The organism is Paramixta manurensis (genome assembly GCF_013285385.1).
In the GTDB taxonomy this organism is placed as follows: Bacteria; Pseudomonadota; Gammaproteobacteria; order Enterobacterales; family Enterobacteriaceae; genus Paramixta; species Paramixta manurensis.
On the sequence record NZ_CP054212.1, the window covers coordinates 816322 to 842062 of the forward strand.

At 52.6% G+C, this 25741-nt stretch carries 22 protein-coding genes and 1 other annotated feature; of the genes, 17 read left to right on the plus strand and 5 right to left on the minus strand.

From position 1 onward, the window contains the following. Window positions 1-45: 45 nt before the first annotated feature. The gene (arcA, locus tag PMPD1_RS04010) at window positions 46-762 is read right to left on the minus strand and encodes a two-component system response regulator ArcA (protein ID WP_173632822.1); all 717 of its coding nucleotides are present in this window, start codon (window positions 760-762) and stop codon (window positions 46-48) included. A 619-nt stretch (window positions 763-1381) separates the two neighbouring features. Between arcA and PMPD1_RS04015 the strand changes: the two genes are divergently transcribed. The 5 genes from PMPD1_RS04015 to thrC all read left to right on the plus strand — a co-directional run bounded on the left by PMPD1_RS04015 (window position 1382) and on the right by thrC (window position 7113). Further along, window positions 1382-2080, plus strand: a complete 699-nt coding sequence (locus PMPD1_RS04015) for a tRNA/rRNA methyltransferase (protein WP_173632823.1) — start codon at window positions 1382-1384, stop codon at window positions 2078-2080. 193 nt (window positions 2081-2273) lie between these two features. After that, window positions 2274-2345: a thr operon leader peptide gene (gene thrL, locus PMPD1_RS22680; RefSeq protein ID WP_354292873.1), complete on the plus strand. Its 72-nt coding sequence runs from the start codon at window positions 2274-2276 to the stop codon at window positions 2343-2345. Next, window positions 2281-2403 (plus strand) — a sequence feature (Thr leader region). It overlaps the preceding gene by 65 nt. 26 nt (window positions 2404-2429) lie before the next feature. After that, the gene (gene thrA / locus PMPD1_RS04025) at window positions 2430-4892 is read left to right on the plus strand and encodes a bifunctional aspartate kinase/homoserine dehydrogenase I (RefSeq protein WP_173632825.1); all 2463 of its coding nucleotides are present in this window, start codon (window positions 2430-2432) and stop codon (window positions 4890-4892) included. 2 nt (window positions 4893-4894) lie between these two features. Next, on the plus strand, window positions 4895-5830 hold the full coding sequence (thrB, locus tag PMPD1_RS04030) for a homoserine kinase (RefSeq protein WP_173636110.1): 936 nt from the start codon (window positions 4895-4897) through the stop codon (window positions 5828-5830). After that, complete coding sequence (gene thrC, locus PMPD1_RS04035) at window positions 5827-7113, plus strand: threonine synthase (RefSeq protein ID WP_173632826.1); 1287 nt, start codon at window positions 5827-5829, stop codon at window positions 7111-7113. Before thrB ends, thrC begins: the two co-directional genes overlap by 4 nt. Before the next feature lie 60 nt (window positions 7114-7173). Here thrC and PMPD1_RS04040 read toward each other — a convergent pair whose 3' ends face one another. The 3 genes from PMPD1_RS04040 to yaaA form a co-directional block, all read right to left on the minus strand. After that, a complete protein-coding gene (locus PMPD1_RS04040; protein ID WP_173632827.1) occupies window positions 7174-8700 on the minus strand; it encodes a hypothetical protein in 1527 nt (508 codons plus the stop codon). 3 nt (window positions 8701-8703) lie between these two features. Continuing rightward, window positions 8704-9669, minus strand: coding sequence for a CesT family type III secretion system chaperone (locus tag PMPD1_RS04045; protein WP_173632828.1), 966 nt, complete (start codon window positions 9667-9669; stop codon window positions 8704-8706). Between the two features lie 231 nt (window positions 9670-9900). Next, window positions 9901-10677, minus strand: coding sequence for a peroxide stress protein YaaA (gene yaaA, locus PMPD1_RS04050; protein WP_173632829.1), 777 nt, complete (start codon window positions 10675-10677; stop codon window positions 9901-9903). 213 nt (window positions 10678-10890) lie between these two features. On the opposite strand from yaaA, the gene tal reads away from it, so the two are divergent. The 6 genes from tal (at window position 10891) to nhaA (ending at window position 18605) form a co-directional block, all read left to right on the plus strand. Continuing rightward, window positions 10891-11844 carry a transaldolase gene (gene tal, locus PMPD1_RS04055; RefSeq protein WP_173632830.1) on the plus strand — a complete coding sequence of 318 codons (954 nt, stop codon included), beginning with the start codon at window positions 10891-10893 and terminating at the stop codon, window positions 11842-11844. Window positions 11845-11983: 139 nt separating this feature from the next. Then, a complete protein-coding gene (mog, locus tag PMPD1_RS04060; protein ID WP_173632831.1) occupies window positions 11984-12571 on the plus strand; it encodes a molybdopterin adenylyltransferase in 588 nt (195 codons plus the stop codon). A 51-nt stretch (window positions 12572-12622) separates the two neighbouring features. Continuing rightward, window positions 12623-13924 (plus strand): MFS transporter, encoded by a 1302-nt coding sequence (locus PMPD1_RS04065; RefSeq protein WP_173632832.1) that lies wholly within the window; start codon window positions 12623-12625, stop codon window positions 13922-13924. A 177-nt stretch (window positions 13925-14101) separates the two neighbouring features. Then, window positions 14102-16015, plus strand: a complete 1914-nt coding sequence (gene dnaK / locus PMPD1_RS04070; protein WP_173632833.1) for a molecular chaperone DnaK — start codon at window positions 14102-14104, stop codon at window positions 16013-16015. 106 nt (window positions 16016-16121) lie between these two features. Next, on the plus strand, window positions 16122-17264 hold the full coding sequence (dnaJ, locus tag PMPD1_RS04075; protein WP_173632834.1) for a molecular chaperone DnaJ: 1143 nt from the start codon (window positions 16122-16124) through the stop codon (window positions 17262-17264). 180 nt (window positions 17265-17444) lie between these two features. Continuing rightward, the gene (gene nhaA / locus PMPD1_RS04080; RefSeq protein ID WP_173632835.1) at window positions 17445-18605 is read left to right on the plus strand and encodes a Na+/H+ antiporter NhaA; all 1161 of its coding nucleotides are present in this window, start codon (window positions 17445-17447) and stop codon (window positions 18603-18605) included. Between the two features lie 100 nt (window positions 18606-18705). Here the strand turns inward: nhaA and rpsT are convergent, their stop codons facing one another. Beyond that, window positions 18706-18969 carry a 30S ribosomal protein S20 gene (gene rpsT / locus PMPD1_RS04085; RefSeq protein ID WP_173632836.1) on the minus strand — a complete coding sequence of 88 codons (264 nt, stop codon included), beginning with the start codon at window positions 18967-18969 and terminating at the stop codon, window positions 18706-18708. Window positions 18970-19288: 319 nt separating this feature from the next. Here rpsT and ribF point away from each other — a divergent pair, with 319 nt between their 5' ends. From ribF to PMPD1_RS04115, 6 genes are all read left to right on the plus strand, one after another. Further along, window positions 19289-20227, plus strand: a complete 939-nt coding sequence (gene ribF / locus PMPD1_RS04090; RefSeq protein WP_173632837.1) for a bifunctional riboflavin kinase/FAD synthetase — start codon at window positions 19289-19291, stop codon at window positions 20225-20227. Between the two features lie 27 nt (window positions 20228-20254). Then, complete coding sequence (gene ileS / locus PMPD1_RS04095) at window positions 20255-23071, plus strand: isoleucine--tRNA ligase (protein WP_173632838.1); 2817 nt, start codon at window positions 20255-20257, stop codon at window positions 23069-23071. Then, window positions 23071-23577 (plus strand): signal peptidase II, encoded by a 507-nt coding sequence (gene lspA, locus PMPD1_RS04100; protein ID WP_173632839.1) that lies wholly within the window; start codon window positions 23071-23073, stop codon window positions 23575-23577. Before ileS ends, lspA begins: the two co-directional genes overlap by 1 nt. A gap of 3 nt (window positions 23578-23580) precedes the next feature. Continuing rightward, a complete protein-coding gene (gene fkpB / locus PMPD1_RS04105) occupies window positions 23581-24051 on the plus strand; it encodes an FKBP-type peptidyl-prolyl cis-trans isomerase (protein WP_173632840.1) in 471 nt (156 codons plus the stop codon). After that, window positions 24032-24985 (plus strand): 4-hydroxy-3-methylbut-2-enyl diphosphate reductase, encoded by a 954-nt coding sequence (gene ispH, locus PMPD1_RS04110; RefSeq protein ID WP_173632841.1) that lies wholly within the window; start codon window positions 24032-24034, stop codon window positions 24983-24985. The genes fkpB and ispH overlap by 20 nt, the downstream gene beginning before the upstream one ends. Window positions 24986-25265: 280 nt before the next feature. Then, window positions 25266-25541, plus strand: coding sequence for a hypothetical protein (locus tag PMPD1_RS04115; RefSeq protein ID WP_173632842.1), 276 nt, complete (start codon window positions 25266-25268; stop codon window positions 25539-25541). Window positions 25542-25741: the final 200 nt, after the last annotated feature.

Consider the following 25741-nt stretch of genomic DNA (forward strand, 5'->3'; position numbering starts at 1 on the left):
TTTGGTTTGCACTGAAGAGGCCGGAAACGGCCTCTTCAGGCGTGGTTATTCCTGAAGATCGCCGCAGAAACGGTAGCCTTCACCGTGAATGGTGGCGATAATTTCAGGCGTATCCGGCGTGGATTCAAAATGCTTACGAATACGGCGGATAGTCACATCAACGGTGCGGTCGTGCGGTTTCAACTCACGGCCGGTCATCTTTTTCAGTAGATCGGCACGGGTTTGGATTTTGCCCGGATTCTCGCAGAAATGGAGCATGGCACGGAATTCACTACGTGGCAGCTTATAGTGATCGCCCTGCGGGCTGATTAAAGAGCGACTGTTAATATCCAGTTCCCACCCGTTAAATTTATAGCTTTCTACCAGCTTGCGTTCTTCACCGGTCGCCGCCAAATTCATGGTGCGGGAAAGCAGGTTACGGGCGCGAATGGTTAACTCACGCGGGTTAAACGGTTTAGTAATATAGTCATCAGCACCGATCTCTAAACCGAGAATTTTATCCACTTCGTTATCCCGGCCAGTGAGGAACATTAAGGCTACATTTGCCTGTTCGCGTAGTTCACGCGCCAGCAGCAGGCCGTTTTTACCGGGAAGGTTGATGTCCATAATCACCAGGTTGACATCATTCTCAGTAAGAACTTGATGCATTTCAGCACCGTCTGTTGCTTCATAGACCATGTAGCCTTCGGCCTCAAAAATACTTTTGAGAGTATTACGAGTTACTAATTCGTCTTCAACGATAAGTATGTGCGGGGTCTGCATGTGTTCGCTACCTAAAATTGCCAACAAATCGAAAACAGGAGGTACAAGGGTTAACGTGCGCGATTCGGGAAGCTGACCTCGTCGGAGAGTTAACCGATGTACAGAATTATGTTCTTGATGCACCATCCATCAACGTCAACAACATTATTAGCTCAGCCATAAGGATGAATCCTGCATACCCCGGCTTGCCAAAACGGCGTATATCCTAACTGTATTAACACCAACATAACAGCACAGACCACAACCGTTAAGCATTAAAACAACGCTTCGTTGACTTATATCAAGTCCAAGTGTAGCACGTTAAGGCTTTTGTGAAAAATCCTCCACATAATGCCAGCTTAGCTCACAAATATAACCCTGACTTCCCGTCTCTTTCGGTAAAAAATGGATTAGTTTTTTTAGAGGGAAATGATAATTATCCTTATGATTATTTTGGTTTATTTATGGATATTTTGTTCTTACTGTCATTATTGATAAAAAAACGGGTGAAATGGCTTATTTCATCTGTTAACTCGTCATTTTTCCCAATGTTACTTATTTGTTAAATAAATGATTCTGTTATTTAACATGTTGTCGTGTCAAAGTATTCGCCAATTGTTTAGTCACATTCAGGGTAGTCATGCGTTTTCCTCTTATCCTTGTCTCTCCAGCCCGGGCAGAAAACATCGGTGCGGCGGCCCGCGCGATGAAAACGATGGGGTTTTCCGAATTACGGATTGTGCAAAGTCAGGCTTGGCAAGAACCGGCAGCACGGCGCGTTGCGCATGGAGCGGGTGATATTATTGATAATATTCGCCATTTCGAAACGCTCGCCGACGCGTTGGCCGATATTGATTTCTCAGTCGCCACGACCGCACGTAGCCGGGCGAAGTTTCGTTATTACGCAACGCCGGGGCAGGTAGAAACCCTTTTGCGCGAAAAACAGGCCTGGTGCGGTAGCCTGGCGCTGGTTTTTGGTCGTGAAGATAGCGGCCTGACTAACGAAGAACTGGACCAGGTTGATCTATTGACCGGGATTCCAATGGCGCAAGATTATCCCTCGCTCAACTTAGGTCAGGCGGTGATGGTGTACTGTTACCAACTGGCTTCGCTGCTTCAGGTTCAGCCTCAACGGGCTCCGGGCGCTGATGCCGGGCAATTGCTGGCGTTACGGCAACGCATTGATCGGCTACTTTTTCGGCTCAATGTTGAGGATGATGAGAAGTTGGCGGATTGGGTACAACAACGGCTTGGTTTGTTGGAGCAACGTGACAGCGCCATGCTGCATCGTTTATTGCATGACATTGAAAAAAATTTGCCAGATAAAAATTCGGCATAAAATTAATATCGCAGTGAGAGATACCAGTAAAATTGGTTGAAATAAACGATTGAGTTTTAGATGAGGAAGGAAAGCGTAGCAGCCGCCAGGGGCGCGTAAGGGCGCCATTGATAAAAAAATTGACTTGGCCGGCGCTTTGCTTTACTTCTGGAAAGCAGACAGACATGAAAAAACAGACAGACGAAAAATCTCAATGCGTACAAATAGCCTGAACACCATCACTATTATTACCACCACCATTACCACAGGTAACGGTGCGGGCTGACGCATACAGGAAAAAGAAAAAAAGAAGCCCGCACCTAAACAGTGCGGGCTTTTTTTTCGGCATAAATTCAGGAGAGTTTTAAACATGCGAGTGCTGAAATTCGGCGGAACCTCAGTAGCGAATGCGGAGCGCTTTTTACGCGTTGCCGACATTCTTGAAAGTAATGCGCAACAAGGACAGGTGGCAACGGTACTCTCTGCGCCCGCGAAGATTACCAATCATCTGGTGGCGATGATTGAAAAAACCATCAGTGGCCAGGATGCCGTACCGAATATCAGCGACGCCGAACGTATCTTTGCCGATTTGTTGCGCGGTTTGGCAGATGCGCAGCCGGGCTTTGCTTTTGACCGCCTGAAAAGCGTGGTAGAGCAGGAGTTTGCCGAGCTAAAGCAGGTATTGCATGGGATCAGTTTGTTAGGACAATGCCCGGATAGCGTCAATGCGGCGATTATTTGCCGTGGCGAAAAACTCTCTATTGCCATTATGGAAGCCTTATTACAGGCGCGCGGCTACGCCGTCAGCGTGATAGACCCGGTTGAGAAGCTGTTGGCGGTAGGGCACTATCTTGATTCAACGGTCGATATTCCCGAATCGACACGCCGCATTGCCGCGAGTCAGATCCCGGCGGAAAATATGATCCTGATGGCTGGTTTTACCGCCGGTAACGATCGGGGCGAGTTGGTGGTTCTGGGGCGGAATGGTTCCGACTACTCCGCCGCGGTGTTGGCCGCCTGCCTGCGTGCCGACTGTTGCGAAATTTGGACCGATGTTGACGGGGTGTACACCTGCGATCCGCGCCAGGTACCCGATGCGCGCTTGCTGAAATCCATGTCTTATCAGGAGGCGATGGAGTTATCCTACTTCGGCGCTAAAGTGTTGCATCCGCGTACCATCACTCCAATCGCGCAATTCCAAATTCCCTGTCTGATCAAGAATACCGCCAATCCACAAGCGCCCGGCACCTTGATTGGCGGCGATAGCGCAGGGGATGAAAGCCCGGTTAAAGGGATTACCAACCTGAATAATATGGCGATGTTTAACGTCTCCGGCCCCGGCATGAAAGGAATGGTGGGAATGGCTGCGCGTGTGTTTGCCGCCATGTCGCGCGCCGGAATCTCAGTCGTCCTGATTACCCAATCCTCGTCGGAATACAGCATCAGTTTCTGCGTGCCGCAGAGTGAACAGGTTCGTGCGCGGCGAGTATTGGAAGAGGAGTTCTATCTGGAACTGAAGGATGGCCTGCTGGAGCCGCTGGATGTGATGGAGCGTTTAGCGGTAATCTCCGTTGTCGGCGATAACATGCGCACCCAACGCGGGATCTCGGCAAAATTCTTCTCGGCGTTGGCGCGCGCCAATATCAATATTGTGGCGATTGCGCAGGGCTCATCAGAACGTTCTATCTCGGTGGTGGTTAACAACGACGAAGTCACCACTGGCGTACGCGTGGTTCATCAGATGCTGTTTAATACCGATCAGGTGATTGAGGTGTTTGTGGTCGGTGTTGGCGGTGTCGGCGGCGCGTTGCTTGACCAACTCCATCGTCAGCAGGCTTGGCTGAAAAAGAAACATATCGACTTGCGGGTTTGCGGTATCGCCAACTCCAGAGCGTTGCTGACCAATGTTCACGGCATTGGGCTGGAAAACTGGAAAGAGGCGTTACTGGAGGCGAAAGAGCCGTTTAATTTAGGCCGCCTGATCCGTTTGGTTAAAGAGTATCATTTGCTCAACCCGGTAATTGTTGATTGTACCTCAAGCCAGGCGGTCGCCGATCAATATGCTGATTTTCTTGCCGATGGTTTCCACGTGGTTACGCCGAACAAAAAGGCTAACACCTCCTCATGGAATTACTATCAGCAAATGCGGGCGGCAGCGGCCAAATCACGCCGCAAATTCCTCTACGATACCAACGTCGGCGCTGGGTTACCGGTGATTGAAAACCTGCAAAACTTGCTGAATGCAGGCGATGAATTGATTAAATTCACCGGGATCCTTTCTGGCTCGCTATCGTTTATTTTCGGCAAGCTGGACGAAGGCGTTTCGCTATCGGAAGCGACGCGTTTGGCGCGTGAGATGGGCTTTACCGAGCCGGACCCGCGCGATGACCTGTCCGGCATGGATGTGGCGCGCAAGCTGTTGATTTTAGCCCGTGAAGCCGGTTATCAGCTTGAGCTAAAAGATATTGAGATTGAGCCACTCTTACCGACCAGCTTTACCGAGATCGCTGAAGTGGAAACGTTTATGCAGCGCTTGCCGGAGCTGGATGATGCCTTCGCTGCCCGCGTTGCTACTGCGCGTGATGAAGGGAAAGTGTTACGTTTTGTCGGTGCGATTGAAGAAGGCGGTGTCTGTAAGGTAAAAATTGATGCCGTTGATGGCAACGATCCGCTGTATAAAGTGAAAAATGGCGAGAATGCGTTGGCTTTCTATAGCCGTTATTACCAACCGATTCCGTTGGTGTTACGCGGTTACGGCGCCGGTAACGATGTGACGGCGGCGGGCGTTTTTGCCGATCTGTTACGTACGCTGTCATGGAAGTTGGGAGTTTAATGATGGTAAAAATTTATGCACCGGCCTCAATTGGCAACGTTAGCGTCGGCTTCGATGTGTTGGGCGCCGCGGTGTCGCCGGTGGATGGCTCGTTATTGGGCGATTGCGTAACGGTCGAAGCGGCTGATCAATTTAGCCTGGTAAACAAAGGGCGGTTTGTCAGTAAATTGCCGTCAGCCACTCATGAGAATATCGTTTATCAATGCTGGGAGCGTTTTTGCCAGGCGATAGGCCAAACCGTGCCGGTGGCGATGACGCTGGAAAAAAACATGCCGATCGGGTCCGGCCTTGGTTCAAGTGCTTGTTCGGTAGTGGCTGGTTTAATGGCGATGAATGAGTTCTGTGGGAAGCCGCTGAATGACACGGCGTTACTGACCCTGATGGGCGAGCTGGAAGGGCGTATTTCCGGCAGCGTACACTATGATAATGTCGCTCCCTGCTTTCTCGGCGGCATGCAATTAATGTTGGAAGAAAACGGCATCATCAGCCAACAGGTGCCAGGCTTTGACCAGTGGCTGTGGGTAATGGCGTATCCGGGGATTAAAGTCTCGACCGCTGAAGCGCGCGCGATTTTACCGGCGCAGTACCGAAAAGAAGACTGTATTCAACACGGTCGTTATTTAGCGGGGTTTATTCACGCGTGCCATACGCAGCAGCCTGCGTTAGCGGCGAAATTAATGCGTGATGTTATCGCCGAACCGTACCGTACCCGGCTGTTGCCGGGCTTTGCTGAAGCGCGGCAGGCGGCGCAAGATATTGGCGCGCTGGCCTGTGGCATTTCCGGTTCCGGGCCGACGCTTTTTGCGGTCTGTGACAACGGTGATACCGCCCAGCGTATGGCAGACTGGCTGAGCCAGAATTACCTGCAAAATGAAGAAGGCTTCGTCCATATTTGTCGTCTCGATACGGCAGGCGCACGTAAACAGGATACCGAATGAAACTCTACAATCTAAAGGATCATAACCAACAGGTTAGCTTTGCTCAGGCGGTAAAACAGGGGCTAGGAAACCAGCAAGGGCTGTTTTTCCCGCTCGAACTGCCGGAATTTGAACTTACCGATATTGATGCGATGCTGGAGTTGGATTTTGTCACGCGTAGCAGCAAAATCCTCGCGGCATTTATCGGCGATGAAATCTCCCCTCATCAACTTCAGGAACGGGTGAAGCAGGCTTTTGCCTTCCCGGCACCGGTCGCGAAGGTTACCGGGGATATCGCTTGCCTGGAGTTATTCCACGGCCCCACGCTGGCGTTTAAAGATTTTGGCGGCCGTTTTATGGCGCAAATGCTCTCTTATATCAGCGGCGCCGATGAGCAAATCACCATTCTGACGGCGACCTCAGGCGACACGGGCGCAGCGGTTGCCCATGCGTTTTACGGTATGGAAAATGTGCGGGTCGTGATCCTCTATCCGCAGGGCAAAATCAGCCCGTTGCAGGAAAAACTGTTCTGTACTCTTGGCGGTAACATCCAGACCATTGCTATTGATGGCGATTTTGACGCCTGCCAGGCTTTGGTGAAACAAGCCTTTGATGATGAAGCGTTGAAACAGGCCATTGGTCTGAACTCGGCGAACTCCATCAACATTAGCCGTCTGCTGGCCCAGGTTTGTTACTATTTCGAAGCGGTAGCGCAACTGCCGCAGGAACAGCGCAACCAACTGGTCATTTCGGTACCGAGCGGGAACTTTGGCGATTTGACCGCCGGGCTACTGGCGAAATCGCTGGGCCTACCGGTGAAACGGTTTATTGCCGCGACCAATGCGAATGATACCGTGCCGCGTTTTCTGGCCGAGGGCGAATGGCGTCCTAACGCTACGGTCGCAACGCTTTCTAATGCAATGGATGTCAGTCAGCCAAATAACTGGCCGCGCGTTGAAGAACTGTTCCGCCGTAAAACCTGGCGTTTGAAAGACTTAGGATTTGGCGCCGTTGACGATGAAACCACCCGCGCTTCAATGCGTGAATTAGCGGAATTGGGTTATCTGTCCGAACCTCATGCGGCGATTGCCTACCGTGTATTACGCGATCAACTGCGAGAAGGGGAGTACGGCCTGTTTCTCGGAACCGCACATCCGGCGAAATTCAAAGAGAGCGTCGAAGAGATTCTTGACCAGACGCTGCCGCTGCCGGATGCGTTGGCTGAACGTGCTGAGTTGCCTCTGCTGTCACATCAGATGGCGCCTGAGTTTGCCAGCCTGCGTGCGTTCTTACTGAATCAGTAAAGCGAAAAACTCCGCCAGCGTGCGTTGGCGGAGTAACTTTTCTCTCCGGTTGCTGGCGCCTCAAATATTGAGAAACGAAGTATTCGGATCGTTCGGCACCTCATCAATACTGCTGGTTTCTGAATCAGACTCCAGATCAAGAAACGACCTTTGGTTAGCATTTTCGACGGCGGCAGGGGGCTGGCCGGAAGTGGGCGCGGGCGTTGCAGGCGCCGGTGTGGCGGCAACCGCGGCACGCACTTTCGCATGCGCCTGATACGTTTGGTTAACCATTTTATAGGTCAATCCAAACGCGGCGGCACTGCCCGCATTGCCCAATAAACTCGACAACGCGGACGGGACATCGCCATGGGCGACCCGGCTGGCGATTTGCTGCGCCGCTAGCGTGATGCCATTAGCGAAATTATTCCAGCTTAGGCGCGCCACGGAGTGATCCAGTAGACGGCCATAATCTTTCAACGGCAATGAGGCGGCGAATTTCTGCGTATCGCCCACTTGCTTAGTGTCATAGTGTTTGCCGAGGAAGGCATCGGTGACTTCAATCAAGGTATTACATGCCGCTCGCAGGCCGGAAACCACGGTGGCTAATTGATGCAACTCTTTGCCTGATAGCAGCTCTCCGGCGGCATTGCGCAGTTCCGGCCCGGAAACCGAGTAGCCCTTTGGCAACGCCAGTTGGATGAGTGCGTCTTGCATTAGCCCCATATTCAGCGTCATGACGGTATACCAGGCCCCGTTGATGGCCATATGCGGATCGTTAACCCCAAAGGTCGGTTTGCCTTGGGTGGAGCCGGTTAAACTGACGGAAGCCTGCAAGGATTCGCGTGAGGCGGCATAGAGCAGATTACGGATTTGCGAACTGATGATGCGGGTAGTTAACCCGTGATTACCGCTGATAGCGCCCGCCAGCGATAGGCCGGTATTGATCAACTCAGCAGCAATTTGTTGGCCGGTTACCCGCTGTGAATTGGCGCGCTGTGTGGCAACGAGGGCTTCCCACTCTTGTGGTTTATCGCGTTGGAGAATTTCCGCATGCTCCGGGCTAAGCCCAAAGTGTCCTCTGACGGCAACCTGATTATGTTGCGGATCGCGCTCGATGCGCGGCTCACGTACCGCGTAATGCGCGGCGATACTGGCGGCAGAAATGCACACCTGCAAAGTGACCGCCGCCGCCGGACTTTTCTGCGTCAAGTGCGGCAACATGAGGTTATAGGCTTCAATAAACGCCTCTTCACGCATTAACGTTGGGCCACCACAGGTGAGCATCTGCTGCAATACGTGTCCGCTAAGTGCGCCCCAGGCGCGGTTCTGCAGCGGTGCGCCGACAAATTTCCCCAGTGAAAGTCCGGCACTTTTGGCACCGCTCAGCGTGGCGTTGCCAGCCCAGGCCACGCCTTTCATGGTGGTTGCCGCGCCGGAGCGAATGCCGCCGGGCAGTTGCGAAAACAGCGTGGCGGCATCGCTGGCAATCCGCGCCGCGCGTCCAGGCGGCGCCGGACGAGGCCCACTCTCCAGATCGCCATGCGGACCTTGATGGCGCACTGTCATGGGAATAAATTCAGGGCGATTATTGATGGCATTGTTCATGGTTTACCTCGTGGTTGCGGCGGCGGAAGGGGAGAGATCGCAGGCGGTTGCCAGCGTCATAAAATCGGCCAGCCAACCGGCGATGTCATTGGCGTTAAGCGCCTGGCTATCCAGACGAGAGAGGAGGCTGACGCCAGAAGAGGAGAGGGAAAAGGCACACTGCGAGAGCGCCATCAATTCACTGTTCGCGCGGAGCAGTTCGGGATGCATTTTTTCTTCGCTGAAACGCGCAGAGACTGCTGTCGCGATCAATAAATGCCGCTCATCGCCATCACCCAGCAAGGTGATTTGCCGTTCGGGAAAATCAATCGCGCAGAGGCAGCCATCGTAAACGCTGAGCCTGGCAGCAGGCCCGAGTACCTCACAGACTTGGGTCATTAGCGGCACATGCCATGTCTTGAGCATTGCTTGCTCCATTAGCCGGTCGTCGGGCGATGATGGCTGGTGTTGCGCCGGTGACGCGGCAGGTTGCGCGGGTGGTTTTAGCTCAAGCAATAAATCGGTCAGGCTAGAGGCGAGGGTATTAAAGTCGTTCAAACAGGCGGCAAGTTGCCCGGCGTCTTCTGGCGAATCAAACGGTAAGGGTTTGGTGAGTATGGCGTTACCGCCGTTATCGATGCCGAAGCTGCTACCGTTCATCGCCATCGCAACATCATTGCTGCGTAACAAGGCGTGATGCCATACCGTCGGATGGAGTTCCCCCGGTGGCGGCAGGTAACCTAGCGCCAGCCAGAACGGGACGGGTTCGTGGCGCAAACAGACCATCACCACGGTTAGCGCATCCAGCGTGATACGCCCTTCGGCGGCGAACCGCGCGGCCTGTGTATGACTCACGCCATAATGCAGCGCCGCCTGAAGTAGCCACTCCTTCGCCTCGGGCGGTAACGGGTTATCCCATGTTGCGGCAGTGGATTGATGACGCTGATGCAATACTGAGTTAAGTGCCTGATTGCCAGGTTGCCGATACATAACCACCTCATTCCTTACGGTTTTATGACGTAACGCTGTTTCTGTATTGATTCAGCGGAGATGGTTCGGCGCACGGCGAAGTTATACGATTTCCGTATGGGATGCGAGGTGAGTGAAAATTAAAAACGTGATAAAACAGCAGGATGAAGAGCGAAACATCAAACCGGCTTATGACGGTGAGCGCGAACGCAAACCGCCATCAGACATCAAGTTCGATAGTTTACCCTCGGGCTAGCGTGCTTCCGGGCGTTTAAACACTAATTCATTGTCGGTACTTTCCGCCGCGGAATAGACGTAACCTTCCAGATCAAACTGTTGGAGCTGCGCGGTTTTTTTCAGGCGATTTTGAATGATATAGCGGCTCATTAGCCCGCGCGCTTTTTTGGCATAAAAGCTAATGACCTTAAATTTACCGTTTTTCTCATCCAGAAAAACCGGCTTGATCAGACGTGCGTTGAGCTTCTTCGGCTTCACCGCTTTGAAATACTCATCGGAAGCCAGGTTAACTAAAACCTCATCGCCCTGTTCAGCCAACGCGTGATTCAGCATCTCGGTCAGCGTGTCGCCCCAGAAACTATACAGATCGTGACCGGCTGGGTTGGCCAGTTTTATCCCCATCTCCAGGCGGTAAGGCTGCATTAAATCGAGCGGGCGCAGTAGGCCATATAGGCCGGAAAGCATACGTAAGTGCTGTTGAGCGAACGCAAAATCTTGCTGGCTAAAGTCTTGCGCTGCCAGCCCGGTGTAGACATCGCCTTTAAACGCCAGGATCGCTTGACGCGCGTTTTCCGGCGAGAAGGGCGGTTGCCAGTCATTAAACCGCTCAGCATTCAGGTGCGCTAACTTATCGCTGATGCCCATCAACGAACTGATTTCTGCCGGCGTGAGTTTGCGCGCAATTTCAATCAACTGTTGTGATTTTTCTAACAGTGCCGGTTGCGTAAATTGCTGTGTCGGCAGCGGGCTTTCATAGTCCAGCGTCTTGGCCGGAGAAATGATCATTAACATGGTGGTTCCTTACGTTAACTACGCAGGTTATCGTCTGTTTTCCTGGTTTTGCGCGCCAAGTTTAGCAAAAAAGCCTGAAGGACAGGCAAATCATTGCCATCAGTAACAGCGATGGGTTTCGCGGCACGCACTTGTTGCACGCCGGGTTGCGCGTGATATTATCGCAACAGGCATTTTACAACCTGACAGTCACATTTAAGAGAATCTACAACCATGACGGACAAACTTAGTTCCCTGCGTCAGCTAACCACCGTTGTAGCCGATACAGGCGATATCGCAGCGATGAAGCTGTACCAACCCCAGGATGCTACTACTAACCCTTCCCTGATCCTGAACGCCGCACAAATTCCTGAATATCGTAAACTGATTGATGAAGCGATCGCGTGGGCGCGCCAGCAGAGCAGTGATAAAACAGCCCAGGTCGCGTTTGCGTCCGATAAACTGGCGGTTAACATTGGCCTGGAAATTCTGAAACTGGTGCCGGGTCGTATTTCAACCGAAGTTGATGCGCGCCTTTCTTACGACACCGAAGGCAGCATCGCCAAAGCGCGTAGCCTGATCAAGCTGTATAACGATGCCGGGATCAGCAATGATCGCATCCTGATCAAACTGGCTTCAACCTGGCAGGGCATTCGTGCCGCCGAACAGTTGGAAAAAGAGGGTATCAACTGTAACCTGACGCTGCTGTTCTCCTTTGCTCAGGCTCGCGCTTGCGCGGAAGCCGGTGTGTTCCTGATCTCTCCGTTTGTGGGCCGTATTCTTGACTGGTACAAAGCCAATACGGATAAAAAAGAGTACGCGCCGCATGAAGATCCGGGCGTGGTTTCGGTCAGTGAAATCTATGAATATTACAAGCAGCATGGCTATGAAACCGTGGTGATGGGCGCCAGCTTCCGTAATGTCGGTGAAATTCTGGAACTGGCGGGCTGCGATCGCTTGACCATTTCACCTTCGTTGCTGAAAGAGCTGGCGGAGAGCGAAGGCACCGTTGAACGTAAACTGACCTTCCAGGGTGAAGTGAAAGCCCGCCCGGCGAAAATGACCGAGTCTGAGTTCCTGTGGCAGCATAATCAGGACCCGATGGCGGTAGACAAACTGGCTCAAGGCATCCGCAACTTCGCGGTTGACCAGGGCAAACTTGAGAAGATGATTGCCGACCTGCTGTAATCCTTCCGACGTGGCCGGTCTGCGGCCACGTTTTCCTGTTTTATGCATCTCCCGCTTACGTGTATTATCCTTGCCATTGACCCTCTGTAAAACGCGCTGCTTCTGTTCGGTAGGCCGTTAACACTCAGTGAATAACAGCATGAATATATTACGTATAGGATTAGTTTCCGTTTCTGACCGCGCCGCGAATGGGATTTATCAGGATGAAGGTATTCCTGCCTTACAGGCGTGGTTAGAACAGGCGTTGACCACGCCGTTTGAGATTGAAACGCGTCTGGTTCCCGATGAGCAGCCGATGATTGAACAAGCCTTGTGTGAGTTGGTTGACGAGCGTTTCTGTCAGTTAGTGCTGACCACTGGCGGAACCGGGCCAGCACGGCGAGATGTTACGCCCGATGCCACCTTAGCGGTGGCCGATCGTGAAATGCCGGGTTTTGGCGAGCAGATGCGGCAAATCAGCCTCAATTTTGTGCCAACCGCCATTCTTTCACGCCAGGTCGGCGTTATCCGCAAGCAGTCGCTAATTCTCAATTTGCCCGGCCAACCTAAATCAATCAAAGAAACGCTGGAAGGTTTGAAAGATGCCGAAGGCGCAACGCGAGTTGCGGGGATTTTCGCCAGCGTGCCTTATTGCATCCAATTGTTGGAGGGGCCCTATATCGAGACTGATGACCAGGTTGTCGCCGCGTTCCGTCCGAAAAGTGCCCGTCGCCCGCCACAAGCGTAATGCGTCAGCCGCCAGCTATGCCTGAAGGCTTCTCTGCGCAAAGGAATAATAATGCCATCATCACTGCATCACCGGTTGTCTCGTCAGGATTATAAAACGCTGTCGTTGGCCGCCCTGGGTGGCGCACTCGAGTTTTACGATTTTATTATTTATGTTTTTTTCGCGGCGGTGATTGGCGAACGCTTTTTCCCGGCCGATGTTCCCGATTGGTTACGCCAGGTCCAAACATTTGGGATTTTCGCCGCCGGTTATCTGGCGCGTCCGCTGGGTGGCATGATAATGGCGCACTTTGGCGACCGCGTGGGGCGCAAGAAGATGTTTAGCCTCAGCATTTTGTTAATGGCGTTACCGACGCTGGCGATAGGATTATTACCAACCTGGCAAACGTTGGGCGTTGCCGCCCCGTTGTTGCTCCTGGTAATGCGCGTCTTGCAGGGCGCCGCGATTGGCGGCGAAGTGCCGGGAGCGTGGGTGTTTGTCGCGGAACATGTGCCGGAAAAACGGATTGGCTTCGCTTGCGGTACGCTAACCGCGGGTCTAACGGCTGGTATTTTACTGGGCTCGCTGGTTGCCACGGTGATCAATTCCACTCTGAGCGCCAGCGTGATTAGTGACATTGGCTGGCGTATTCCTTTTTTTCTCGGCGGTATCTTTGGTTTAGTGGCGATGTATTTACGCCGCTGGTTGCAGGAAACCCCGGTCTTCCAACAGTTGAAGGCACGCGAGGCGCTGTCGAAAACGCTGCCGCTGAAGGCGGTGTTACTCAGCCATAAGCGCGGAGTGGCGCTTTCAATGTTGCTCACGTGGCTGCTTTCCGCCTGCATTGTGGTGGTGATCCTGATGGCGCCGGCTTTACTACAAAAACAGCAGGGAATTCCGGCGGCGTTAACGCTACAGGCAAATAGTTTGGCGACGGTTATGTTGCTGGCAGGCTGTATTTTATCCGGCCTGATTGTTGATCGTTGGGGCGCGGCATTAACGTTAGGCATTGGAAGTATTTTACTGGCGATAGGCAGCACACTCTTTTTTTACTGCGCGGCGTGGGGCAGCGGATATTTATTCGCTACCTATGCCATCGCCGGGTTAAGCGTTGGCGTGGTCGGGGTGGTGCCATTTGTGATGGTTCGGGCTTTTCCGGCGGCGGTACGTTTCAGCGGCATCTCTTTTTCATACAACCTTTCTTATGCCATCTTTGGCGGATTAACGCCGATTGTCGTGACCTTATTAATCAAAACCACGCCGATGGCGCCAGCCTGGTATGTGCTGGCGCTGGCCATGATGGGCGCGCTACTCGGGCTATGGCTGGCGGGCAATAAACGCCATCTTCCGTTATTGCGTGCATTGGATCATTAGCGTGTGGAAAATTTTTTTCATTTTTAACCCTTGATGCGCTGTAAAGCGGCCCCATTTAGTTCTCATCCAGCGTTGTGGAACGTAAAAAAAGCGTTGGCGGATGCTTGAATCCGGGTAATTCGCCCGCATAACAGGTTCACAGCCGATTGACAAAGAATTTAAGTGGGAGACGTTTAGATGGGTAAGATTATTGGTATTGACCTGGGTACAACCAACTCTTGTGTTGCGATTATGGATGGCGGAAAAGCACGCGTGCTGGAGAATGCCGAGGGCGATCGTACCACGCCTTCAATTATTGCATACACCCAGGATGGTGAGACGCTGGTCGGCCAACCGGCTAAACGTCAGGCCGTTACCAACCCGCAGAACACACTGTTCGCCATTAAGCGCCTGATTGGTCGTCGCTTCCAGGACGAAGAAGTACAGCGTGATATTAAAATCATGCCGTACAAAATTACCGGTGCCGACAATGGCGATGCCTGGCTGGATGTGAAAGGCCAAAAAATGGCACCGCCGCAGATTTCAGCCGAAGTGCTGAAGAAAATGAAGAAAACGGCGGAAGATTTCCTTGGTGAGCCGGTAACCGAAGCGGTTATTACCGTACCGGCTTACTTTAATGATGCACAACGTCAGGCAACCAAAGATGCGGGTCGTATCGCAGGTTTGGACGTAAAACGTATCATTAACGAACCGACCGCTGCCGCGCTGGCTTATGGCCTGGATAAAGGCCAGGGCAACCGTACCATTGCGGTTTATGACCTCGGCGGCGGTACTTTTGATATTTCAATTATCGAAATCGACGAAGTAGAAGGCGAAAAAACCTTCGAAGTCCTGGCAACCAACGGTGATACTCACCTCGGTGGTGAAGACTTCGATAGCCGTTTGATTAATTACCTGGTAGCGGAGTTTAAGAAAGATCAGGGTATCGATCTGCATAACGATCCGCTGGCGATGCAGCGTCTGAAAGAAGCGGCAGAAAAAGCGAAAATCGAACTTTCTTCTGCTCAGCAGACCGACGTTAACCTGCCATATATCACCGCAGATGCGACTGGCCCGAAACACCTGAACATCAAGGTGACCCGTGCCAAACTGGAATCGCTGGTGGAAGATCTGGTAACGCGTTCTATTGAGCCGCTGAAAGTGGCGTTGCAGGATGCCGGTCTGTCGGTTTCCGATATCAATGACGTGATTCTGGTGGGTGGTCAAACTCGTATGCCAATGGTGCAGTCCAAAGTGGCTGAGTTCTTTGGTAAAGAGCCGCGTAAAGACGTCAACCCGGATGAAGCGGTTGCCGTCGGCGCAGCCGTACAGGGTGGCGTACTGGCAGGCGATGTGAAAGATGTGCTGTTGCTGGACGTAACGCCGCTGTCGCTGGGTATCGAAACCATGGGTGGCGTGATGACGTCGCTGATTACCAAAAACACTACTATCCCGACTAAGCACAGCCAGGTGTTCTCTACGGCGGAAGATAATCAATCTGCGGTAACCATCCATGTGCTTCAGGGTGAGCGTAAACGCGCGGCGGATAACAAATCGCTGGGGCAGTTTAATCTCGACGGTATTCAGGCCGCACCGCGCGGTATGCCGCAGATTGAAGTGACCTTTGACATTGATGCCGACGGTATTCTGCATGTTTCCGCGAAAGATAAAAACAGCGGTAAAGAGCAGAAAATCACCATCAAGGCTTCTTCTGGCTTGAACGATGAAGAAATCGAAAAAATGGTGCGTGATGCAGAAGCCAATGCTGAGTCAGACCGTAAGTTTGAAGAGCTGGTCCAGACCCGTAACCAAGGCGATCAGATCGCCCACAGTACGCGTAAACAACTGGAAGAAGCCGGTGACAAACTCTCTGCGGAAGATAAAGCACCGATCGAGTCTGCGCTGAGCGAACTGGAAACCGCGCTGAAAGGCGAAGATAAAGCAGAGATCGACGCCAAGATGCAGGCGCTGATGCAGGCGTCCGAAAAACTGATGCAATTTGCTCAACAGCAGGCTCAGGCGGGCGCAGCAGATGCCGGTGACGCGACGGCGAAAGCGGAAGACGACGTGGTTGACGCTGAGTTCGAAGAAGTTAAAGACAACAAAAAATAATTGCCCTGATCGGGCGCGGCGGTTGCCCTGACAACCGCTGGTAACCAGCACGGGCGTCGGAGTTTCTCCACGCCCGTGCACGCATGTTAAGGGCAGGACAACCATAATGGCGAAAAAAGACTATTACGAGATTTTAGGCGTTCCGAAGTCTGCGGATGAGCGTGAAATCAAAAAGGCCTATAAACGCCTGGCAATGAAATATCACCCTGACCGCAACCAGGGAAATAAAGACGCCGAAACCCAGTTTAAAGAGGTTAAGGAAGCTTACGAAATTCTGACCGATGCGCAGAAGCGCGCGGCCTACGATCAGTATGGCCATGCCGCGTTTGAACAAGGTGGCATGGGCGGCGGTGGTTTTGGCGGCGGCTTCGGCGGCGGCGGTGCCGATTTCAGCGATATCTTTGGCGACGTATTTGGCGATATTTTCGGGGGAGGACGTCGTCAGCGTGCTGCCCGTGGTGCCGATTTACGCTACAACATGGAACTAACGCTGGAAGAAGCGGTACGCGGCGTGACCAAAGAGATCCGCATTCCAACGCTACAAGAGTGTGATGTTTGCCACGGCAGCGGGGCAAAAGCAGGCACGCAACCGCAGACTTGCCCAACCTGTCATGGCGCGGGTCAAGTGCAAATGCGTCAGGGGTTCTTTACCGTCCAACAGGCGTGTCCGACTTGTCACGGACGTGGCTCAATCATTAAAGATCCTTGTAACGCTTGCCACGGCCATGGCCGGGTAGAAAAATCGAAAACGTTGTCGGTCAAAATCCCGGCAGGCGTTGATACCGGTGACCGCATTCGCCTCAGTGGCGAGGGTGAAGCCGGGGAACATGGCGCCCCGGCAGGCGATCTGTACGTTCAGGTTTCAGTGAAGAAACACCCAATCTTTGAACGTGAAGATAATAATCTGTACTGCGAAGTACCGATCAATTTCGCGATGGCGGCCTTGGGCGGCGAGATCGAAGTACCGACACTGGATGGCCGCGTGAAACTCAAAGTTCCGGTCGAAACGCAAACCGGTAAGCTGTTCCGTATGCGCGGAAAAGGCGTGAAGTCGGTACGTGGCGGCAGCCAGGGAGATTTGTTGTGTCGGGTGGTGGTGGAAACGCCGGTCAACCTGAATGATAAACAGAAAGCCCTGCTGCGCGAGTTGGAAGAGAGTTTTGGCGGCCCGGGCAGTGAGAAAAACAGCCCGCGTTCGAAAACCTTTTTCGACGGCGTGAAAAAATTCTTTGATGATTTAACCCGTTAAGTTTGTTTCCGGGCGCAATGCGTTGCGCCCGTTTATTTCTTTTTCCCCCTCAATTGCAGTCGCGCCTTTTCCTGTCCAATCCTAACTTTTCTGAATAATTTGTTTTTTCCATCACGCTAAACTCTTTATGCTATGCCACTAAATGAAGGATTTACGATTAAGGGAAAAGGTAACCCATCGATGATAGCTCAGATAAAACGCGTATTAGGCAATGAAGCGACCGGCGGCGTGGTGCTGATTTTAGCGGCTGCGTTGGCGATGTTGCTGGCTAACACGACGGAGACGAAAGCGGCATATCAGGCATTTTTAGACGCGCCGGTTGCGTTTCATTTTGGCCCGTTGGCGATCGATAAAAATGTGTTGCTCTGGGTTAATGACGCGCTAATGGCGCTGTTTTTTTTGGCTATTGGGCTCGAAGTTAAACGTGAAATGGTGGAAGGCGCGCTGGCCAGCCGCGAGCAGGCGGTGTTCCCACTGATTGCCGCGCTGGGCGGGATGGTGGCACCGGCGCTGGTGTTCCTCGCTTTTAACGGCCATGACGTGGTAACGCGCAACGGGTGGGCGATTCCTTCTGCGACGGATATTGCGTTTGCACTCGGTATTTTGGCATTACTCGGTAGTCGGGTTCCGCCAGTGCTGAAGGTTTTCTTGCTGACGTTGGCGGTAGTGGATGATTTGGGCGCGATTGTGATTATCGCCCTGTTCTATACCCACCAATTGTCGCTAAGCGCGTTGGCGGTAGCCGCTGCCGCTATCGTAGTGCTGGCGGTACTTAATCGTTGCCGAGTGCGTCATACCGCACTGTATTTGTTGGTGGGGATGGTGTTGTGGGTTGCGATCCTGAAATCGGGCGTCCACGCTACCCTGGCGGGTGTCATCGTGGGTTTCTTTATTCCGACGGCGCAGCAGGAGGGTGATTCTCCGGCGAAACGTTTAGAACACGGATTAGTGCCATGGGTGAGTTGGTTTATTTTACCGCTGTTCGCGTTTGCCAACGCGGGCGTTTCACTCAGCGGTATTTCAGCGAGTGATATTGCCTCCCGGCTACCGCTTGGCATCGTGTTGGGGTTGTTGGTGGGGAAACCGCTGGGGATTACGGTGTTCTGCTGGCTGGCGGTAAAACTGCGTATAGCGCGGCTGCCGGCAGGATGCGGAATCAAGGATATTGCGGCGGTTGGCGTGTTATGCGGTATCGGCTTCACCATGTCGATTTTTATCGCCTCACTGGCCTATGGCGATGCGCATCCGGCCTTTATCACGTTGGCAAAGTTAGGGATCTTATCCGGTTCGATAATTTCGGCCATTCTCGGGTTTATTTTACTGCGCTGGCGGTTGAAGTAAGCGGCGGGGCACGGCGGCTTACTTTAGCCGCCTGGCGTGCAGGCATAAAAAAACCGGCGTTAAGCCGGTTTTTTCACAAAGCGATTCAGCAAGCCGGCAATTAAGCCAGTTTGTTGATCTGTGCAGTCAGGTTTGATTTATGACGTGCCGCTTTGTTTTTGTGGATCAGACCTTTAGCAGCCTGACGGTCCACGATTGGTTGCATTTCGTTAAATGCTTTCTGTGCAGCTTCTTTGTCGCCAGCTGCGATAGCCGCGTATACTTTCTTAACGAAAGTACGCATCATGGAACGACGGCTTGCGTTATGCTTGCGGCGCTTCTCAGATGTTACGGCGCGTTTCTTAGCTGATTTGATATTAGCCAAGGTCCAACTCCCAAATGTGTTCTATGAGGACAAATCAAAGGCCGAGGACTATGCCTTTTCAACCTTCTTTTGTCAATGGATTTGTGCAAATAAGCGCCGTTTGAAAAACAACGCCTGGTTACGTATTTGATGGCGCAAGATTCTACCAGCTTCGCATCAGCGAATACAGCTTTTCGCGACAAAAAAACCGCTTTAGCGGCAACCCTCCTCTGCTGGCGAAAGAAAACCTCTGTTGAAACAGGGAAAGCGGCATTCCACGGGTTAACCTTGGCCGCTGTACAAGGTATAATCCGCCGATTTCCACAAAATTGAGTCAGCCATGAAGCTTATACGCGGCATACATAATATCAGGGAGCAGCATCGCGGCTGTGTGCTGACCATTGGTAATTTTGATGGGGTACACCGCGGCCATCAGGCGCTGTTAGCACGTCTGTGCGAAGAGGGGCGGCGTCTGGGGCTACCTGTGATGGTGATGCTGTTCGAACCGCAGCCGCTGGAGTTATTCGCGGCGGACAAAGCGCCTGCCCGCCTGACCCGGCTGCGTGAGAAAATAAAATATCTCTCTGAAGCGGGCGTCGACGCCGTACTGTGCGTGCGTTTCGATCGGCGTTTTGCGGCTATCACCGCGCAAAGCTTTGTGGCCGATCTGCTGGTCGACAAATTGGGTGTGAAATTCCTCGCGGTGGGTGATGATTTCCGCTTTGGCGCTGGTCGTCAGGGGGATTTCCTGTTATTACAAAAAGCGGGCGTTGAATATGGCTTTGATGTCATCAGTACGCAAACCTTTTGTGATGGCGGTAAACGCATCAGCAGCACGGCGGTGCGCCAGGCGTTGGCAGAAGACGCGTTAACGCAAGCGGCCGCCCTCTTAGGGCATCCTTTTGCGATTTCTGGTCGGGTGGTGCACGGCGATGCTTTAGGGCGCACCATCGGTTTCCCCACTGCCAACCTACCGTTGCGGCGTTATCTTTCGCCGGTTAAGGGCGTGTACGCGGTAGAAGTCTATGGCTTAGGGGAAAAACCGTTGCCAGGCGTAGCGAATATCGGCACCCGTCCAACCGTTGCCGGGCTGCGCCAACAGTTAGAGGTTCATTTGCTGGATGTTGCAATGGACCTGTACGGTCGCCATATCGATGTGGTGCTTCGTCAAAAAATACGTAACGAGCAGCGCTTTGCTTCACTGGACGCGCTGAAAGAGCAAATTGCTAAAGATGTGGTGACGGCTCGAAATTTCTTCGGGTTGAACAACGCGCTTTAAGAACCGAAATACGGAACCGAGAATCTGATGAGTGACTATAAATCTACCCTGAATTTGCCGGAAACGGGGTTCCCGATGCGCGGCGATTTAGCTAAGCGCGAACCGGGAATGCTGCAACGTTGGTATGATGACAACCTTTACGGCATCATCCGCGCGGCCAAAAAAGGGAAAAAAACCTTTATTCTGCATGATGGCCCTCCTTACGCGAACGGCAGCATTCATATTGGTCACTCGGTTAATAAGATTCTGAAAGACATTATCGTTAAGTCGAAAGGCATGGCTGGGTTTGACTCGCCTTATGTGCCGGGTTGGGACTGCCACGGTTTGCCGATCGAACATAAAGTTGAGCAAACCATCGGTAAGCCGGGTGAAAAAGTCAGCGCCGCAGAGTTTCGCGAAGCCTGCCGTAAATATGCCGCTGAGCAGGTGGAAGGGCAGAAGAAAGACTTTGTTCGTCTTGGCGTGTTGGGCGATTGGGATCGTCCTTACCTGACGATGGATTTTAAGACTGAAGCCAACATTATCCGTGCGCTGGGTAAAATCATCGGTAACGGCCACCTGCATAAAGGGGCAAAACCGGTACATTGGTGCCTGGATTGTCGTTCGGCGCTGGCTGAAGCGGAAGTCGAATATTACGATAAAACATCCCCTTCAATTGATGTGATGTTTACTGCGTTGGATGCTGAAGCGGTAAAAGCGAAGTTCGGCGCGGCGCAAGTTAATGGCCCGGTGGCGCTGGTTATTTGGACCACTACGCCGTGGACGATGCCCGCTAACCGCGCTATTTCACTGCATCCGGAGTTCATCTATCAACTGGTGCAGATTGAAGGCCATGCGCTAATTCTGGCGAAAGACTTGGTTGAAAGCGTGATGAAGCGCGCCGGTATTGCGTCGTGGACAGTGTTGGGCGAAACCAGCGGCGCGGCGCTTGAGCTGATGCGTTTCCAGCATCCATTCCTTGCGTTGGACGTGCCGGTAGTATTAGGCGAACACGTTACGCTGGAGGCGGGTACTGGTGCGGTTCATACCGCGCCCGGTCATGGCCCTGATGACTATGTTATCGGGCAGAAATATGGCCTCGAAACCGCCAACCCGGTGGGGCCGGATGGCTGCTATTTACCGGGGACCTGGCCAACGTTAGATGGCGTTAATGTGTTCAAAGCTAACGATATGATTGTGGCGTTGCTGCGTGAAAAAGGCGCGCTGCTGCATGTCGAAAAAATGCTGCACAGCTATCCGCATTGCTGGCGTCATAAAACCCCGATTATTTTCCGCGCGACGCCGCAATGGTTCATCAGTATGGATCAGAAAGGTCTGCGCGCGCAGTCGCTGAAAGAGATCAAGGGCGTTCAGTGGATCCCGGATTGGGGGCAGGCGCGTATTGAGTCAATGGTGGCGAACCGTCCAGACTGGTGTATCTCACGTCAGCGTACCTGGGGCGTGCCAATGGCGCTGTTCGTGCATAAAGAGACCGAACAACTGCATCCAAATACGCTGGCGCTGATGGAGGAGGTGGCGCTGCGCGTTGAGCAAGACGGCATTCAGGCGTGGTGGGATCTTGACCCGCGCGACCTGATGGGGGATGACGCTGAAAATTATGTGAAAGTGCCGGATACGCTGGATGTCTGGTTTGATTCCGGTTCAACCAGCTACTCGGTAGTGGATGCCCGTCCGGAATTTGCCGGCCATGCGCCGGATATGTATCTGGAGGGCTCGGATCAGCATCGTGGCTGGTTTATGTCTTCACTGATGATTTCTACCGCGATGAAGGGCAAAGCGCCGTATCGCCAGGTACTGACGCACGGCTTTACCGTTGACGGGCAGGGCCGCAAAATGTCCAAATCGATCGGTAACACCGTCAGCCCGCAGGATGTAATGAATAAGCTGGGTGCGGATATTCTGCGTCTGTGGGTGGCCTCAACCGATTACTCTGGCGAAATGGCGGTTTCTGACGAGATTTTGAAACGCTCTGCCGACGCTTATCGCCGTATCCGTAATACCGCGCGCTTTTTGCTGGCTAACCTTAATGGCTTCAACCCGGAAACCGATGCGGTTAAACCGGAGGAGATGGTGGTGCTGGATCGTTGGGCGGTAGGGCGTGCGCAAGCGGCGCAAGCCGATATTGTTGCGTCCTATGAGAGTTACGATTTCCATGAGGTGATCCAGCGCTTGATGCAGTTCTGCTCAATCGAAATGGGGTCGTTCTATCTCGACATTATTAAAGATCGCCAGTACACCGCGAAAGAGGATGGTTTGGCACGCCGTAGTTGCCAGACGGCACTTTGGTATATTGCCGAAGCGTTAGTGCGGTGGATGGCACCCATCATGTCGTTTACGGCGGATGAAATCTGGAGTTATCTGCCGGGCAAACGTGCACAGTATGTGTTCACTGAAGAGTGGTTTGACGGGTTGTTCGGCCTGGCCGAAAACGAGCCGCTGAATGATGCGTACTGGGCGGAGTTATTGAAGGTGCGTGGCGAAGTGAACAAAGTGATTGAGCAGGCGCGCACGGACAAACGCGTCGGCGGGTCGCTGGAAGCCACCGTAACGCTGTATGCCGATGCGGCGCTGGCGGAAAAACTACGTAGCCTTGGCGATGAGTTACGCTTTGTGTTGCTGACTTCTGGCGCACAAGTGGCGGATTACGCTCAGGCACCGGAAGAGGCGCAGCAGAGTGAGTTGGTGAAAGGTCTGAAAATTGTGCTGCATAAGGCAGAAGGAGAGAAATGCCCACGTTGTTGGCATTACACTACCGATGTTGGCCAAAATGCGGAGCATGCAGAGATTTGCGGTCGCTGTTTCACTAACGTAGCCGGTAACGGCGAAGAGCGTAAGTTTGCCTAATGCGTAAGCCACTTTTATCAACCGGATTGCGCTGGCTATGGCTGGTGCTGGTGGTGATTGGCGTCGATTTCGCCAGTAAGCAGTGGGTGATGAGTCACCTGATGCTGCATGAAACGATGCCGGTCATGCCTTTCTTTAATTTGTTTTACGCGCACAACTACGGGGCGGCGTTTAGCTTCCTCGCGGATAAAGGCGGTTGGCAGCGCTGGTTCTTTGCCGGTATTGCTATCGCCATTGTGGTGGCGCTAATGGCGGTGATGTATCGCACATCGGCCCAACAGAAACTGAACAACATTGCCTACGCGTTGATTATCGGCGGCGCGTTAGGCAACCTGTTTGATCGCGCCTGGCACGGTTTTGTGGTCGATTTTATCGACTTCTATATTGGTGGTTGGCATTTCGCTACCTTCAATATTGCCGACTGCGGCATCTGTATTGGTGCGGCGTTGATTGTGCTGGAAGGCTTTTTTACGCCTTCCGGCAAACAGGCTAAGCAAAAAGGGTAGGTCATGACGGATTCTGTACAGCGTGATAGCGCAGTGCTGGTGCACTTCACCTTGAAGCTGGAAGATGGCTCCACGGCGGAATCGACGCGCGCAAATGGTAAGCCCGCGTTATTTCGTTTGGGCGATGGCAGTCTGTCTGACGGACTTGAGCAGCATCTTATTGGGCTAAAAGTGGCGGACAAACTGGCGTTTGATCTGCCGCCGGAAGACGCGTTTGGCATCGCCAGCCCGGATATGATTCAATATTTTTCCCGCCGTGAGTTCATCCAGGCAGGCGAACCGGAAATTGGCGCCATCATGCTGTTCACTGCGATGGACGGCAGTGAAATGCCGGGCGTGATCCGGGGTATTTCCGGTGACTCTATCACGGTGGATTTCAATCACCCGCTGGCAGGCCAAACCGTTCACTTTGAGATTGAGGTACTGGAGATTGATCCGGTACTGGAGGAGACGCATGCAAATCCTGTTGGCTAATCCACGCGGCTTTTGCGCGGGCGTTGACCGCGCGATCAGCATCGTTGAACGCGCGCTGGAGATGTACGGCGCGCCAATCTATGTGCGGCACGAAGTGGTGCATAACCGCTATGTGGTTAATAGCCTGCGTGAGCGCGGCGCTATCTTTATTGAAGAGATTGCGGAAGTTCCCGATGGCTCTATCCTCATCTTTTCTGCGCACGGCGTTTCTCAGGCGGTACGCGCTGAAGCAAAAGCGCGTGATTTGACCATGTTGTTTGACGCGACTTGTCCGTTGGTGACCAAAGTGCATATGGAAGTGGCGCGTGCCAGCCGCAAAGGGACTGAGGCAATTTTAATTGGTCATGCTGGTCACCCGGAAGTAGAAGGCACTATGGGGCAGTACAGTAACCCGGAAGGGGGCATGTATCTGGTGGAGGCACCGGAGGATGTGTATAAATTGCAGGTGAAAAATGAAAACAACCTGTGTTTTATGACGCAAACCACACTCTCAGTGGATGACACTTCAGATGTGATTGATGCACTGCGCGATCGCTTCCCGAAAATTATCGGTCCGCGTAAAGATGATATTTGCTATGCCACGACCAACCGCCAGGAAGCGGTACGAACCTTGGCACAAGACGCTGATGTGGTACTGGTGGTCGGCTCAAAGAACTCTTCCAATTCCAACCGGTTAGCGGAGCTGGCGCAACGTGCCGGTAAACTGGCGCGGCTGATTGATTCGGCGGAGGATATTCAGGAAGAGTGGATCAAAGGCGTAAACTGCGTTGGCGTCACCGCCGGTGCCTCGGCGCCGGACATTTTGGTGCAGGATGTGATTAAGCGTCTGCGTGAGTTCGGTGGCGAAGCGGCCATCGAACTGAGCGGGCGCGAAGAAAATATCGTGTTTGAAGTGCCGAAAGAACTGCGGGTAGATATACGCGAAGTTCAGTAATGTATATGGCGTGCCGCCGGTACGCCTGATATTTTTCCCACTGCTTTACTCCTCTCTTTATCAGTATCTTAATTCCTCACCTTTTTGTGCCTTTTTATTTTCTTAGTTGAAAATCATCATATTTATTACTGCTTGTTCTGAAAAATAAAATAAAACAGGATTTAATAAAAAAAATTTATAATATTAACCCTGCTTGACGATTAGTGAGGTTCTGCTACCTCCGTTGGAAATGAGACGTTAATGCAAACAATATTACTGAAAAATTTCAAAGGAGATTGAAATGAGAGAGTTACATCAGCAAGAAATTGAACAAGTTGGTGGAGGAATGTTTGTTGTTTGCTGTGTTATTCCTGCCGTCATCGGGATTGCAGTCGTTGGGATTGCAGTCGTCGGGGCGGCCGTGATTGGGGCGGGAATGATGATGGCAGGTACTGGCGCCGGAGTGGTCGTTACCAGTATGTTTCTGGCAGCGTTAGCCAGCAGAGAGGGAGGGGAGTCTGGTGGTAACGGCGGCGGCATAACTATGGATATGTCAGGCCACGCCGCTGGTCACTAACTCTTCCCTGTTGAATAAACTTTGGCACTACGTTGTGTAGTGCCATCTTCGTATGTTTTTCCATTGTGTCTCTATCATAGCTTTTACTGATAATCTGCCGGTTCTGGCATAAAATTCTTATTATTGGATTTTAGTTGTGGCGCAAATGTAACCTCATGGTTAACCTGATTGGGCTTCGAATGCATAAAATACGTTTAGGA